15 protein-coding genes are annotated in these 14,178 nt (G+C 71.3%); 11 read left to right on the forward strand and 4 right to left on the reverse strand.

Going from position 1 to position 14,178, the window contains the following annotated elements; all coding sequences use genetic code 11:
• The first annotated feature begins 4 nt into the window (after positions 1 to 4).
• Genes AC1HIL_RS39345 through AC1HIL_RS39375 form a run of 7 tightly spaced genes read left to right on the forward strand, consistent with a single transcriptional unit; the run spans position 5 to position 5,699 of the window.
• The gene (locus AC1HIL_RS39345) at positions 5 to 1,039 is read left to right on the forward strand and encodes an acyl-CoA dehydrogenase family protein (protein ID WP_057593529.1); all 1,035 of its coding nucleotides are present in this window, start codon (positions 5 to 7) and stop codon (positions 1,037 to 1,039) included.
• A gap of 45 nt (positions 1,040 to 1,084) precedes the next feature.
• The gene (locus AC1HIL_RS39350; protein WP_057593530.1) at positions 1,085 to 1,870 is read left to right on the forward strand and encodes an enoyl-CoA hydratase/isomerase family protein; all 786 of its coding nucleotides are present in this window, start codon (positions 1,085 to 1,087) and stop codon (positions 1,868 to 1,870) included.
• A gap of 14 nt (positions 1,871 to 1,884) precedes the next feature.
• Entirely contained in the window at positions 1,885 to 2,679 is a 795-nt protein-coding gene (locus tag AC1HIL_RS39355) for an SDR family NAD(P)-dependent oxidoreductase (protein ID WP_057593541.1), read from the forward strand.
• A 25-nt stretch (positions 2,680 to 2,704) separates the two neighbouring features.
• The gene (locus AC1HIL_RS39360) at positions 2,705 to 3,700 is read left to right on the forward strand and encodes a Bug family tripartite tricarboxylate transporter substrate binding protein (protein WP_057593531.1); all 996 of its coding nucleotides are present in this window, start codon (positions 2,705 to 2,707) and stop codon (positions 3,698 to 3,700) included.
• Positions 3,697 to 4,503 carry an SDR family NAD(P)-dependent oxidoreductase gene (locus AC1HIL_RS39365; protein WP_057593532.1) on the forward strand — a complete coding sequence of 269 codons (807 nt, stop codon included), beginning with the start codon at positions 3,697 to 3,699 and terminating at the stop codon, positions 4,501 to 4,503. Before AC1HIL_RS39360 ends, AC1HIL_RS39365 begins: the two co-directional genes overlap by 4 nt.
• 13 nt (positions 4,504 to 4,516) lie before the next feature.
• The gene (locus tag AC1HIL_RS39370) at positions 4,517 to 4,831 is read left to right on the forward strand and encodes an NIPSNAP family protein (RefSeq protein ID WP_057593533.1); all 315 of its coding nucleotides are present in this window, start codon (positions 4,517 to 4,519) and stop codon (positions 4,829 to 4,831) included.
• 34 nt (positions 4,832 to 4,865) lie between these two features.
• Complete coding sequence (locus AC1HIL_RS39375; protein WP_172705230.1) at positions 4,866 to 5,699, forward strand: IclR family transcriptional regulator; 834 nt, start codon at positions 4,866 to 4,868, stop codon at positions 5,697 to 5,699.
• Positions 5,700 to 5,706: 7 nt separating this feature from the next.
• On the opposite strand, the gene AC1HIL_RS39380 is transcribed toward AC1HIL_RS39375, so the two are convergent.
• The 4 genes from AC1HIL_RS39380 to AC1HIL_RS39395 form a co-directional block, all read right to left on the reverse strand.
• Positions 5,707 to 6,864: an epoxide hydrolase family protein gene (locus tag AC1HIL_RS39380; protein ID WP_057593535.1), complete on the reverse strand. Its 1,158-nt coding sequence runs from the start codon at positions 6,862 to 6,864 to the stop codon at positions 5,707 to 5,709.
• Between the two features lie 104 nt (positions 6,865 to 6,968).
• Positions 6,969 to 8,957 (reverse strand): oxidoreductase, encoded by a 1,989-nt coding sequence (locus tag AC1HIL_RS39385; RefSeq protein WP_479669484.1) that lies wholly within the window; start codon positions 8,955 to 8,957, stop codon positions 6,969 to 6,971.
• Between the two features lie 7 nt (positions 8,958 to 8,964).
• Positions 8,965 to 9,696: an SDR family NAD(P)-dependent oxidoreductase gene (locus AC1HIL_RS39390; RefSeq protein WP_208510672.1), complete on the reverse strand. Its 732-nt coding sequence runs from the start codon at positions 9,694 to 9,696 to the stop codon at positions 8,965 to 8,967.
• Between the two features lie 39 nt (positions 9,697 to 9,735).
• The gene (locus AC1HIL_RS39395; RefSeq protein WP_261206029.1) at positions 9,736 to 10,566 is read right to left on the reverse strand and encodes an SDR family NAD(P)-dependent oxidoreductase; all 831 of its coding nucleotides are present in this window, start codon (positions 10,564 to 10,566) and stop codon (positions 9,736 to 9,738) included.
• 167 nt (positions 10,567 to 10,733) lie between these two features.
• Here AC1HIL_RS39395 and AC1HIL_RS39400 point away from each other — a divergent pair, with 167 nt between their 5' ends.
• The 4 genes from AC1HIL_RS39400 to AC1HIL_RS39415 are packed head-to-tail and all read left to right on the forward strand — an operon-like array spanning position 10,734 to position 14,177.
• The gene (locus AC1HIL_RS39400) at positions 10,734 to 11,537 is read left to right on the forward strand and encodes an ABC transporter ATP-binding protein (RefSeq protein WP_413765654.1); all 804 of its coding nucleotides are present in this window, start codon (positions 10,734 to 10,736) and stop codon (positions 11,535 to 11,537) included.
• A complete protein-coding gene (locus AC1HIL_RS39405) occupies positions 11,537 to 12,250 on the forward strand; it encodes an ABC transporter ATP-binding protein (RefSeq protein WP_479669483.1) in 714 nt (237 codons plus the stop codon). Before AC1HIL_RS39400 ends, AC1HIL_RS39405 begins: the two co-directional genes overlap by 1 nt.
• Positions 12,251 to 12,264: 14 nt before the next feature.
• Positions 12,265 to 13,137: a branched-chain amino acid ABC transporter permease gene (locus AC1HIL_RS39410; protein ID WP_261206027.1), complete on the forward strand. Its 873-nt coding sequence runs from the start codon at positions 12,265 to 12,267 to the stop codon at positions 13,135 to 13,137.
• Positions 13,138 to 13,139: 2 nt separating this feature from the next.
• Positions 13,140 to 14,177: a branched-chain amino acid ABC transporter permease gene (locus AC1HIL_RS39415; protein WP_479669482.1), complete on the forward strand. Its 1,038-nt coding sequence runs from the start codon at positions 13,140 to 13,142 to the stop codon at positions 14,175 to 14,177.
• The last annotated feature ends 1 nt before the right edge of the window (position 14,178 follow it).

Here is a 14,178-nt window from a genome sequence, read left to right on the forward strand (position 1 = left end):
CACCATGGAACGCGAAGAACTCGATCTGCTGCTGGACGGGGCCAGGCGCTGGTTCGCCGAGCATGCACCGCTGTCCGAGCGCGTGGCCCGGTTCCGCCAGGGCCACCTTGCGCCGACAGGCTCCTGGGCCGCGCTGGCCGGCCTCGGCTGGCTCGCGCTGCCGCTGCCCGAGGAGGCCGACGGCTTCGGCGCACCGGCCAGCGCCTGCTTCGAGCTGCTGCGCCTGGCCGGCCGCGACGCGCGGCCCGAAGCGCTGGACCTGCATCTGCTGCTGGCCCCGCTGCTCGTGCGGCTGGCCCCTGAACTGGCGGCGTCGCTGAGCGCCGGAACGCTGCGCCTGGCCATGGCCGACCTGCAGCCCGAGGCCGAAGGGCCGCGCCGGGATGCGGAGCAACTGAGCGGTCGCACCGGCGCGCTGCTGGGCGCCGAGCACGCCACCCACGCGCTGCTGCCGCTCGCCTCCGGCGGCCTGGCGCTGCTGGAGCTGGCGGCCGCCGGTGTTTCGCGCGAACCGGCACGCTGGGTGGACGGGCGCGCCACGGCGCGGCTGCGACTCGACCGGACCACGGTGCGCCATTGGCCCGGCCTGGCCGAACAGGCTGTCGACCGGGCCGCGGCCGCGCTGGTGGCCGATGCCACCGGCGTGTTCGAGGCTGCGTTCGAACTCACGCTCGACTACCTCAAGCAGCGCATGCAGTTCGGCAAGCCGCTGTCGGCCAACCAGGCACTGCAGCACCGCATGGCCGAGATCTTCTGCGACCTCCAGCAGGCGCTGGCGCTGACCGAGCGCCTCGCTCAGGAGATCGATGCCGAGGCGGCTGGCCCCTGGCCCACGCTGCCGGTAGCCAAGAGCTTCGTCGGCCGGCGCGTGCTGCGCGGCGTGGGCGCGCTGATCCAGGTCACGGGCGGCATCGCCGTGACCGAAGAATACCGGCTCACGCACTGGTACCGCCGCCTGCACGTGAATGCCCGGTGCTTCGGTGCCGCCGAGGCGCAGCTGAACCGCATCGAGGTGCGCCGGCAATTGCTGGCCGCCTGACCCCCTTCCTTCTTTCCAACCTCTTTTTCCACAGGAGACTTCCCCATGTCCAATTCCGCCCTGCAGGTCGAGATCGCCGACCGCGTCGCCCGCGTCACCATCAACCGTCCGAATGCGCTGAACTCGGTCAACGCCGAACTCCACACCGCGCTGTCGCGCGTGTTCATCGACCTGGGCGAGCGCCGCGACATCGGCGTGATCGTGCTGACGGGCGCCGGCAAGGCCTTCTGCGCCGGCGGCGACATCGAATGGATGAAGGAGGCGGTGCGCGAGCCCGAGGGCTTCGAGATCGTGACCTGGGAGGCCAAGCGCATCGTCTATTCGATGCTGGACTGCGAGATCCCCATCATCGGCCGCATCAACGGCGACGCCGTGGGCCTGGGCGCCACCCTGGCGCTGCTGTGCGACATCACGGTGATGGCGGACCATGCGCGCATCGGCGATCCGCACGTGCGCGTGGGCCTGAACGCAGCCGATGGCGGAGGCTTCCTGTGGCCGCAGATGATCGGCTTCGGCAAGGCGCGCGAACTGCTGCTGACCGGCGACCTGCTGAGCGCGGCCGAGGCGAAGCAGTTGGGCGCGGTCGGCAACGTGAGCACGGCCGACGAACTGGACGCCAAGGTCGAGGCCCTGGTGAGCAAGCTCAAGAACGGTGCCACCAAGGCCATCCGCTGGACCAAGGCCGGCTACACCATTCCGCTGCGCCAGCTGGCGCACGGCCACATGGACGCGGGCACGGCCTACGAGTGCCTGACCAACCTGACGCAGGACCACCACGAGGCGGTCGAGGCGTTCGCATCGAAGCGCAAGCCGGTGTTCAGCGGTCGTTGAAGGTGCGCGCGCAGATGAGCGAGATACAGGATTTCGCGGGCCGCCTGGCCCTGGTCACCGGCGGTGCCAGCGGCATCGGCCTGGCCTGCTGCGAGCTGCTGGTCGCGCGCGGCGCCACGCTGGTGCTGGCCGACATCGACGAGGCGCGCACGCACGAGGCGGCGCGGCGCCTCGGCGCCCAGGCCCTGGTGCTCGACGTGTCCGACCACGCGGCCGTGCAGGCGGCGCAGGCACGGCTGCAGGCGCGGGGCCTGCACGTCGACCTGCTGGTGAACTGTGCCGGCATCGTGCAATCGCCCGACACGCCGGCCGACCTGCCGCATGCGGAATTCCAGCGCGTGCTCGCGATCGACTTCGAGGGCACCTATTCGTGCTGCGCGGTGTTCGGCAGCGCGATGGCACGGGCCGGGCGCGGCGCCATCGTCAACATCGCCTCGGTGGCGGGCATGCGCTCCATGCCGCTGCATGCCTATTCGCCCGCGAAGGCCGCGGTCATCTCGCTGGGCGAATGCCTTGCGGCCGAGTGGGGCCGCTCGGGCGTGCGCGTGAACACCGTGTCGCCGGGCTATACCGTCACGGCCGCGCTGCAGAGCCAGATCGACCTGGGGCTGCGCGATCCCGAAAAGCTCAAGGCGCACAGCGCGCTGGGCCGGCTGATCGCACCACGGGACATCGCGCGGGTCGTGGTGTTCCTGCTGTCCGAAGAGGCCGGTGTGTTGACGGGCATCAACGTGCCGGCCGACGCGGGCTGGCTGGTCGCGGGCTCGTGGCAGACCTTCGGCGGGGTTCGCGCGCCCCAGCCGCGCTGATCGATTGCAAGACAAGGAGACAAGCATGAAAGATTTCGACGCTTCCGCGCACCTGAGCCGCCGCGCGCTGCTGACGCTGGCCGCGGGCGCGGCGCTGTCCACGCGGACGCTGGCGCAGCCATACCCCAGCCAGCCGCCGCGCTGGATCGTTCCCTATCCGGCCGGTGGCGGCACCGACGTGGTGGCGCGCATGCTGGGCGATTCCATGGGGCGCGCGCTGGGCCAGACCCTGGTCATCGACAACAAGCCCGGCGGCGGCACCATGATCGCGGGCGATCTGCTGGCTCGCGCCAAGCCCGACGGCCTGACGGTCGGCACGGTCGACACCTCGACCGTGGCGCTGGCACCGCATCTGTACAAGCGCGTGCCCTACCAGCCCGAGAAGGACTTCAGCTACATCGGCGGCACCACGCGATTTCCCTTCGTGATGGTGGTGCGGCCCACGCTGAAGGCCCACACGCTGGCCGAGCTGATCGCGCTGGCGCGCACCGAGCCCGGCGGATTGAAGTACGCCACGCCGGGAGCGGGCGGACCCAACCACCTGGGCATGGAGCTGTTCCAGCGCAAGGCGGGCATCGCGCTGCTGCACGTGCCCTACAAGGGCGACGCACCGGCGCTGCAGGACCTGCTGGGCGGTCAGATCGACATGTACCTGGTCAACACGGCCGCCAGCCTGCCCTACATCAAGAGCGGAAAGCTGCGGCCGATCGCGCTGTCCATGGCGCGGCGCAGCGCCGCGCTGCCCGAGGTGCCGACCTTCGCCGAGGCCGGGCTGGCCGACTTCGAGTCGTATTCGTGGCAAGGCCTGGCGGCGCCCGCGGGCACGCCCGAGCCCATCGTGGCGCGCTTGAATGCCGAGCTCAACAAGGCGCTCGCCTCCGACGACATCCGCAAGCGCCTGGCCGACCTGGGCATCGAGCCGTCGCCGACCACGCCCGCCGAGTTCACCGCCTTCGTCAAGGCGCAGAGCGCGCTGTGGGGCGAGGTGATCCGCGCGGCCAACATCAAGCTCGAGCAATGAGCGGGCGAGAACATGCCTATCCGGAACTGCAAGGCCGGGTGGTCCTGATCACCGGTGGCGCCAGCGGCCTGGGCCAGGCCTCGGCCCGCGGCTTCGCGGCCGCGGGCGCGCGGGTGGCAGTGGCCGATCTGCGGCGGGATGCCGCGCTGGACGAGGCCGCGCAGCTGGGCCCCGACCATCTGGGCCTGGCCGGCGACGTGGCGGACGAAGGCGACGTGCGGCGCATGGTCGATGCCGCGGTGGCGCGCTGGGGGCGGCTCGATGTGCTGGTCAACTGCGCCGGCATTCCCGACACCTTCCAGCCCACCGTGGAGCAGGACGTGGCCGCTTTCCGTCGGCTGGTCGACATCCACCTGTGCGGCACCTACCTGATGTGCAAGGCGGCCGCGCCGCACATGCTGGCGCAAGGCCGCGGTGCGATCGTCAACCTCAGCTCGATCGCCGGCGTGCTCGGGCTCGCGCGTCGCAATGCCTACAGCGCGGCCAAGGCCGGCATCGGCATGATGACGCGCACGCTGGGTTGCGAGTGGGCGGCGCAGGGCGTGCGCGTGAACGCGGTGGCGCCGGGCTACATGCTGACGCCGTTCTCGCAGCGCCTGATCGACGAGGGCAAGCTCGATGCGCAGCGCGTGCGGCGCCGCACCCCGGCAGGTCGGCTCGGCACGGCGCAGCACATTGCCGACGCGGTGCTGTTCCTCGCCTCGGACCGCGCCGAGTTCATCACCGGCGTGACCCTGCCGGTCGATGGCGGCTACATGGCCTGGGGCGCCGCGAGCGACGCCTACGACGGCCCCCTGGATTGAACGGAGGCGACACATGATCTACGAAGAACGCAACTACAGTTTCGCGCCGGCCAACTTTCGGCCGTTCCTCACGCTTTTCGAGGCCGAGGGCCTGCCGCTGGTGCGCGGTCACCTGGGTCACCTGGTGGCCTACTTCACGGCCGAGACCGGGCAATTGAACACGGCGGTGCACATCTGGGGCTTCGAGGACCTGGTGGACAGGGACCGGCGCCGGACCGCGCTGTGGAACGATCCGCAGTGGATCGCGTTCTCGGCCAAGGTGCTGCCGTGGATCGTCGGCATGGAGAATCGCCTGCTCAAGCCGACCGGTTTCTCGCCGCTGCGCTGAGCCGGCGCGGCGCCAATCGGCCAAGGAGATGCGTGTGGGTTCGGAATTGTCGGCGGAAGAGAAACGCGGCGGCGAAGCGCTGGCGGAAACCGCGGGGGAAGGGCCCGGCGAGGGGCCGGCGCGCGGCACGCAGAGCGTGCGCCGCGCGCTGCAGTTGCTGCGGCGCGTGGCCAAGTGCAACGACCACGGCATCAAGCTGGCGCAGCTGGTGCGGGACTCGGGCCTGGACCGGGCCACGGCATACCGCCTGCTCTGCTGCCTGGTCGACGAACAGTTCGTCGACCGCGATGCCGAGCATCTGTACCGGCTGGGGCCCCAGGCGGTGCTGCTCGGCTCGCTGCTGCCCCAGCCCACGCCGCTGCTGCGCCGCTTCGTGCCGACCATGAAGCGCATCGGGCGCATCGGCGGCGACACGGTGTTCCTGATGATGCGCCAGGGCGACCTGGTGTATTGCGCGCATCGCGAGGAAGGCAGTTCGCCGATCAAGATCCTGACGACCAACATCGGCCAGCGCCGCCTGATCGGCACCGGCACCGGCGGCCGCGCGGTGCTCGGCTTGATGGACCCCGCGGAGATCGCCGCCATTCATGCGCGCAATGCCGCGCAGTATGCGGAGAACGGCCTGGCGGTGGAGCAGTTGCTGCAGACCGGCGTGGCGGCGCGCGAGCAGGGCTGCATGGTGACCTTCGATGCCTTCGGCGAGGTCGGCGTGGCCGGCTTCGGCATCGCGTTCCGCATGGGCGAGCACGCCATGGGCGCGCTCAGCATCGCGACGCTGACGGCGCGCTTCGGCTACGAGCGCCAGCACCGGCTGCGCCAGTTGATGGAGACCGAACTGCGCGCGCTCGGGCTGCAACCCGCGCAGTGAATTCGGTTCAGGCCGTGCCGCGCAGCGGCCGGTAGAACGCCCGGATCTCCTGGGCCAGCAGCTCGGGCTGCTCCATGGCCGCGAAATGGCCGCCGCGCGGCAGCGCGCTCCAGCGCCGGATGTCGGTGAAAGTGCGCTCGGCCAGTTCGCGCGGCGGATGCAGGATTTCGGCGGGGAACTCGGCATAGCCCATGGGCACGTCCACGGTGGCGCCCTCGGGGATCGGCCACTGCGCGGCATGCTGGCGCGCGTAGTAGGGCCAGAACGAGGAGCCGATGGCGCCGGTGAACCAGTACAGCGACACGTTGGCCAGGATCTCGTCCAGGCTGAACACCGATTCGATGTCGCCGCCGCAGTCGGACCAGGCGCGCATCTTCTCGGCGATCCACGCCGCCAGGCCGATCGGCGAATCGCCGAGGCCGAAGGCCAGCGTGTGGGGTCGCGTGCCCTGGATCGCGCTGTAGCCGGTCTCTTCGCGCAGCCAGTGCTGCAGTTCCTCGCGGTAGCGCTGCGCTGCCGGGCTGGAACCCAAACGCGCCGGATCGCGCGCTATCGGCAACAGGTTCAGGTGCACGCCGATGGTCTTGCGTGGATGCACCAGCCCGAGCCGCGCGGAAATGGAGGCACCCCAGTCGCCACCTTGGGTGGCGAAACGCCCGTAACCCAGCACGTCGGTCATCAGCGCGGCGAACGCATCGGCGATCTGCTCCACGGAGAATCCCGGCTGGCCGGGGTGGAACGACAGGCCATAGCCCGGCAGACTGGGCGCCACCACCGTGAAGGCATCGGCGGGATCGGCACCGAAGCGCGCCGGGTCGGTCAGCCGCGGGATCAACTCGGCGAACTCGAACACCGAGCCAGGCCAGCCGTGCGAAAGCAGCAGCGGCATGGGCGCCGGGCCCTGGCCCGCCACGTGGATGTAGTGCAGCTGGATTCCGTGCAGCGGCGTCGTGTATTGCGCAAACGCGTTGAGCCGCTGCTCCTGCGCGCGCCAGTCGAAACGATGGCGCCAGTGCGTGGCGAGCCGCTGCATCCAGGTCAGGTCGGCCCCGTACGCCCAAGGCGGGCCCGCGGGCTGGTCTGGCCAGCGGGTCATGTCCAGCCGCGCATGCAAATCGGCGATCGCGTCATCCGCGATTCGAAGCCTGAAAGGTTGGGGCGTCATGCGGAGCAATCTAGCGCAGGGCCGGCGAGGCGTGGACTCGGCAAACCCCGAGTTCGCATCGTGAGCAACTCGAAGGCTTCCTCGTGCACGATGGCTGGCGAGGCTCAACCGATCGCCTGCGCCTCCCTGAATCCCTCGAGCACCGCATCGTCCACCTCGCGCGGCGCCACGCAGTCGCCGATGCGGCGCACCGCCAGGCCGCGTGCCTTCAGCTGCTGGTACAGCCCATCGTCGCTCTCGCGCAGCATCGACAGCACGACCGTGTCGGCCGCCAGCGTCTCGCTCGCGCCGCCCAGCGTGCTGCGCAGCACGACGCTGCCCGGCTCGATGCGCTCGACGGTGGTCGAGGCACGCAGCGCCACGCCGGCCGCGGCCACGCGCGGCATCAGCCAGGGCCAGTCGAGCGTGGGCTCGAGCTTGCGGCCGAGCATCGCGTCGGCGCCGACCACCGTGACCTCGCGGCCGGCGGCGCTCAGCAGCCGGGCCAGGCCCAGTGGCAGGTAGTCGCCGTTGTCGTCGACGATCAGCACGCGGCGCCCGCAGGCGGGCAGGTCGTCGAGCGCGGAGAGCGCGTCCGTCACATGCGGCAGGTCCGCGCCCGGAATCGCGTCGCGGTCGGTGCGGAACATCGAGCGGCCGCCGCGCTGCCAGCGCGCGCCGGTGGCCACGATGACCTCGTCGGCGCCGAAGGCGGCCACCGCGTCGGCCGTGGCCTCGCGGCGCAGCACGATCTCCACGCCGCGCCGGCGCAGCGAGGCCTCGAGGTCGTCGACCAGGAAGTTCCACGAGCCGTAGTCGGGCAGCAGGCCGGCGCGGCGGATCTGGCCGCCGAGCCGGTCCGTGCGTTCCCACAGGGTGACGCGGTGGCCGCGCGCGGCCGCGCTGTCGGCGAACTTGAGGCCGCCCGGACCGCCACCGATCACGAGCAGCGTGCGCGGCGTGGCGGCGGGACGCGGCAGCGCCGCGCCGAACTGCAGCTCGCGGCCCGCCTCGGGGTTCACGGTGCAGCTCACGTTCTGCCCGAGCCTGCGCCAGCAGCCCTGGTTGGCGCCCACGCAGCGCCGGGTCTGGTCGGCGCGGCCCTCCCTGGCCTTGCGCACGATCTCGGGGTCGGCGATCTGGGCGCGCACCAGGCCGACCATGTCGGACTGTCCGTGCGCGACGATGTTCGCGGCGGTGGCGATGTCGCGCACCGAACCCTGGATCAGCAGCGGGATGCGCCCGCGCAACGCCTCGCGCACGCGCGCGGCGTTGGCGGCCAGCGGCGCGGTCTCGCCGCTCGACTGCGGCGGCACCAGCCGGTGGTTCTGGTGGTAGTCGGTGTGCGAGAGGCACACGTAGTCGAACAGGCGCTCGGCCTCGAGCAGCGCGACCACGCGCAGCGTTTCCTCGGGCGTGGTGCCGGCCTCGCCGAGGTACTCGTCGAGGCTCAGCTTGATGCCGATCGCGAAATCGCTGCCGCAGCGCGCGCGCACCGCGCGGCCGATCTCGAGCGCGAGCCGCGCGCGGCGCCCGGTGTCGCCGCCCCATTCGTCATCGCGCCGGTTCCAGTACGGCGAGAGGAAGTTGCTCAGCAGGTAGCCGTGCGAGCCATGGATCTCCACGCCGTCGCCGCCGCCGGCCTGCACGTTGGCGCAGGTCGCGGCGAAGCCTTCGATCACCGCGCGGATGTCGTCCTCCTCCATCGGCTGCGGCATCGCACGGTGCACCGGCGAGGCCAGCTGCGAGGGCGCGAGCACGGCGCCCCAGTGCGCGATGTCGTCGGTGCGGCGCGTGCCGCTGGCGCCCATGTGCGTGACCTGCACGATCACCGGCACGCCGAGCCGCTTGCTCGGGGTGACGAAGGCCCGCACCGCATCGGCCCAGCCGGGCTCCCACGGCGACACGCCGGCGCGCGCGCTGGCCGGATGCACATGGAAGCCGTGCGTGACGATCAGGCCGACGCCGCCGCGCGCGCGTTCGGCCAGGTAGGCGCCATAGGCCGGCGGCGGCAGGCTGACCTGGTGCGCGGGCAGGTAGATGCGGTTGAGCGCCTGCACGGGGCCGATGCGCACCGGCTCCCACAGGACGTCGAGCGCGGTCGGCATCGTCATGCGCGGCTCAGGAGAAGCACATGCCGCCGTTGACGTCGAGCACCGCGCCGGTGGTGAAGCTGGCGCCGCGCGAGGCCAGGAAGGCGGCGGGCCAGCCGATCTCCTCGGGCTGGCCCAGGCGCTTCATCGGGTACTGGTCGACGGTGAAGGGCTGGTTCGCCGACACCAGCAGCGGCGTGAAGATCGGCCCCGGCGCCACGCCGTTGACCACCACGCCCGAGGCCGCGGCCTGGCGCGCGAAGTAGCGCACCAGCGCCGACAGCCCGCCCTTCGAGGCCGCGTAGGCCGGCTCCACCGCCAGCGTCGAGCCCGCGTTGCGCGCGGCCATCGAGCTGGTCAGCACGATGCGGCCGCTGCCGCGCTTCATCATCGCGGGCAGCGCCGCGCGCAGCAGGTTGACCGGGCCCTTGACGTTCACGGCCATGGTGCGCTCGAACAGCTGTTCCCATTCGTCGCCGCCATCGAGCCAGTCGCCCTTGACGTAGTAGCCGCTGGTGTCGATCAGCGCGTCGATCTCGCCGATGTCCTGCAGCAGTGCGTTGACGTCGTCGCGCTTCGTGTTGTCGAGCGCGGCGGCGCGCGCCTTCAGCTCGTCGGCCAGCTCGGTCGGCGCCTTCAGGTCGGCGATGAACAGCTCGGCACCGAGCGCGGCGCACACGCGCGCGGTCGCGCCGCCGATGGCGCCGCCGGCGCCGGTGATCAGGATGCGCTCGCCGCGCAGGTCGAAGAGGTTCTTCATGGGTTGTCGTCCTTCAGGGAGTGGTGCAAAGAGTTCGTTTCATTCGGGCGCGCCGTAGGCGCCCGCCTCGAGCAGCGCGCGCGAGCCGAGGTCGGCGCCGTTCCAGCGCGTGAAGAAGCCCGCGGCGCTGCCGCCGTCGACGGTCATCACCGAGCCGGTGACGTAGCTCGCGGCATCGGACAGCAGGAACAGCGCGGGGCCGGCCTGCTCCTCGGCCCGGCACAGGCGGCCCAGCGGGTTGCGGTCGACCATCGCGTACTGCAGGTGGTCGGGCGGGATGTTGGCCTGCACGAGCGGCGTGTCGACCACGCCCGGCGCGAGCGCATTGACGCGCACGCCGAAGCGGCCCCACTCGATCGCGAGCGCGCGCGTGAGGCCGATCACGCCGTGCTTCGAGGCGCTGTAGTGCGCGCGGCCCGCATGGCCGCCGAGGCCGTCGATCGAGGCCACGGTGACGATCGCGCCGCGCCGGCGCTCGAGCATGCGCCGGCCCACGGGCTGCAGCGAGCGGAACATGCCCGTGAGGTTGACGTCGAGGCAGCGGGTCCAGAGTTCGTCGGGCATCGCGTGGGCGGGCGCGGGCGGCGAGATGCCCGCGCAGGCGACCATGCCGTCGATGGCGCCGAGCTGTTCCTCGATGCGCGCCACCGCGGCTTCGCAGGCAGCGGCATCGCGCACGTCGAGCGTCTGCGCGACGGCCTGCGCGCCGAGTTCGCGCAGCTCAGCCGCCACGCTCGTTGCGCGCTCTGCCACCGCGTCGACGACGGCGATGCGCGCGCCGCCGCGCGCGGCCTCGATGCCGATCGCGCGGCCGATGCCGCTGCCGCCGCCGGTGACGAGGATCACGCGGTCCTGCAGTCCGTAGTCCATGGCTGTGCCTCCACGAGGGAATGAGTGAATGAGGAGTGGGAAGAGGGGAGTGCAGCGAATGTGGCAGCGCCGCCGCGCGGCGTCTGTCCCCGTGGCAAGGGACAGCGCGGCCTGTACCACGGGCAGGGGACTGACGGGCCCGCGATGCGCGGCGAATACTGCCCGCCATGACAACCCCCTCCGCCTCCACCAACGCCGCCGCCGACGTGCTGCTGCGCGTCAGCGGCCTCGGCGTGCGCTTCGGCGGCATCGTGGCGCTCGACGGCATCTCCTTCGAGGTGCGCCGCGGCCAGATCTGCGGGCTGATCGGTCCCAACGGGGCCGGCAAGACCACGCTGTTCAACTGCCTGAGCCGCATCTACACGCCGGCTTCGGGATCGATCGTGTTCGACGGCGTCGACCTGCTCGCGCAGCCGCAGCATGCGATCGCGGCGGCGGGCATCGGCCGCACCTTCCAGAACGTGGCGCTGTTCCCCGCGATGACGGTGCGCGAGAACGTGATGGTGGGCCGCCATTGCCGCACCGGCACCGGCTACCTCGCCAATGCGTTTCGCCTGCCCTCGGTGCGGCGCGAGGAGGCCGAGGTGCGCGAGCGCACCGAGCGGCTGCTGGCCCTGCTCGACCTCTCGGCGCTGGCCGAGACGCCGGTGAAGAACCTCTCGTTCGGCACCCGCAAGCGCGTGGAGATGGCGCGCGCGCTGGTGGCCGATCCCAAGCTGCTGCTGCTCGACGAACCCGCGGCCGGCCTCAACCACGAGGAGGTCGACGGGCTGCGCCAGCTGATTCTCGACGTACGCGAGCGCTTCCACGTGACCGTGCTGCTGGTCGAGCATCACCTGAACCTGGTGATGCGCGTGTCCGACCAGGTGGTGGCGATGAACTTCGGCCGCAAGATCGCCGACGGCCCGCCCGCGCAGGTGCAGGCCGACCCGGAAGTGGTGCGCGCCTACCTCGGCACGGAGACCGCCTGATGGCCGCGCTGCTGGAGGTGAAGAACCTCGAGGCCTTCTACGGCCCCACGCGCGTGCTCGAGGGCATCGACTTCGAGGTCGCCGAGGGCGGCATCACCACCATCCTCGGCGCCAACGGCGCGGGCAAGACCACCACGCTGCGCGCGCTGAGCGGCCTGGTGCGGCGCACCGGCGAGATCCGCCTCGCGGGCCAGCGCATCGACGGCCACAGCACCAAGAAGACCGCCGCGCTGGGCATCGCGCACGTGCCCGACGGGCGCGGCACGCTGGTCAACATGACGGTGGAGGAGAACCTGCGCGTGGGTGCCTACCTGCGCCGCGGCAAGGCCGAGGTCGAGCAGGACATGGAACGCATGTTCGGCTACTTCCCGCGGCTGCGCGAGCGGCGCGGGCAGCAGGCCGGCACGCTCTCGGGCGGCGAGCAGCAGATGCTGGCGATCAGCCGCGCGCTGATGCAGCGCCCGCGCCTCCTGCTGATGGACGAGCCCTCGTTCGGCCTCGCGCCGCTGGTGATCCGCGAGATCTTCGAGATCATGCGCGTGGTCAATCGCGAGGAGGGCGTGGGCATCCTGCTGGTCGAGCAGAACGTGGCGCGCGCGCTCGAGATCGCCGACCACGCCTGGCTGCTCGAGACCGGCCGCACCGTCATCTCGGGCACCGCGAAGCAGCTGCGCGACGACGCGCAGATCCGCCGCTCCTACCTCGGCTTCTGACAAGGACCCTCCCCATGTACAGCCTGCTGCAACAGATCGCCTCCGGCATCGCCATGGGCGGCATCTACGCCTGCCTCGGCCTGGCGCTGGTGATGATCTACCAGTCCACCCACCACATCAATTTCGCGCAGGGCGAGATGGCGATGTTCTCCACCTTCATCGCCTTCCTGCTGCTGAAGTGGGGCCTGCCGTACTGGGCCGCCGCGCTCGCCACGCTGGCATTCGGCTTCGTGGCCGGCTTCGCCATCGAGCGGCTGGTGCTGCGGCCGCTGGGCGACGTGCCCGAGCTCTCGGTGATCGTGGTCTTCATCGGCCTGTTCGTCGGCATCAACTCGCTGGCCGGCTGGATCTTCGGCCACCAGCTCGAACCCTTCCCGAGTCCGTTCCCCGACAAGCTGCCCGGCGGCAGCACGCTGATCTCGGGCCACGAGCTCGGCACGGTCGCGGTGGTGCTGCTGGTGATGGCGCTGCTCTATGTCTTCCTGCGCTTCACCAAGGTCGGGCTCGCGATGCGCGCCTCGGCCGAGAACCCGGTGTCCTCGCGGCTCGCGGGCATCCCGGTGTCGCTGATGCTCTCGCTGGGCTGGGGCCTGTCGGCGCTGATCGGCGCGGTGGCCGGGCTGATGGTGGCGCCCGTGGTCTTCCTCGAGCCCAACATGATGGGCGGCGTGCTGATCTACGCCTTCGCGGCGGCGCTGCTCGGCGGCATCGACAACCCCTGGGGCGCGGTGGCCGGCGGGCTGATCGTGGGCGTGGTCGAGAACCTCGCGGGCACCTACCTCGTGGGCACCGAGCTCAAGCTCACGCTGGCCCTGGTGCTGATCGTGGCCGTGCTGCTGGTGCGGCCCTCGGGCCTGTTCGGCCGCAAGCTGGTGGCGAGGGTCTGAAGATGTCGGCACTGCCCTTCATTCCCGAGCAGGCACCGGCGCTGGCCGCCGACGCCGCGCCCGCGCGTTCGCCCTGGCGCATCGCCGCCTTCGCGCTGCTCGCTATCGCGTCGCTCGCGCTGCCCTTCGCGCTGTCGGACTACCGCCTCTTCCTCGTCACCATGACGCTGATCACCGCCATCGGCGTGCTCGGCCTCAACATGCTGGTGGGCTACAACGGCCAGCTCTCGCTGGGCCATGGCGCGCTGTACGCGCTCGGTGCCTACGTCACCGCGGTGCTGATGGAGCACGGCGGCTTCGCCTGGTGGGCCACCCTGCCGGTGTCGGCCGCGGTGTGCTTCGGCTTCGGCTTCCTGTTCGGCTGGCCGGCACTGCGGCTCAAGGGCCACTACCTCGCGCTCGCCACCTTCGCGCTCGCGCTGGCCACGCCGCAGCTGCTCAAGCACAAGGCGCTCGAACCCTGGACCGGCGGCGTGCAAGGCATCGTGCTGATGAAGCCCGAGGCGCCCTTCGGCCTGCAGCTGTCGGCCGACCAGTGGCTCTACCTGGTGGTGCTGGCGATCGCGGCGCTGATGTTCGTCTGCGCCTGGAACATGCTGCGCGGCCGGCTGGGCCGCGCCACCATCGCGATCCGCGAGCAGCCGACCGCCGCGGCCGCGATGGGCGTCAACGTGCCGCACGTGAAGGCCATGACCTTCGGCATCAGCGCGCTCTACACCGGCGTGGCCGGCTCGCTCGGCGCCATCGCCACCGCCTTCGTGGCGCCCGACAGCTTCGGCATGTTTGTGTCGGTGTTCTTCCTCGTGGGCGTGGTGGTGGGCGGGCTCGGCACCATCTCGGGCGCGCTGGTGGGCGCGGCCTTCATCCAGTTCATACCGAACGTCGCCGACCAGATCTCGAAGTCGGCGCCCTCGGCGATCTTCGCGGGCTTCCTGATCCTGTGCATGTTCCTGATGCCGCAGGGCTTCGTGGGGCTGGTGCGCAGCGTGCTGCGGCGCCTGCGCGGCGGCGCGGGCCAACGTCCCCGTCGAGGGGACTGAC

This window comes from Variovorax sp. ISS6 (assembly GCF_056523145.1).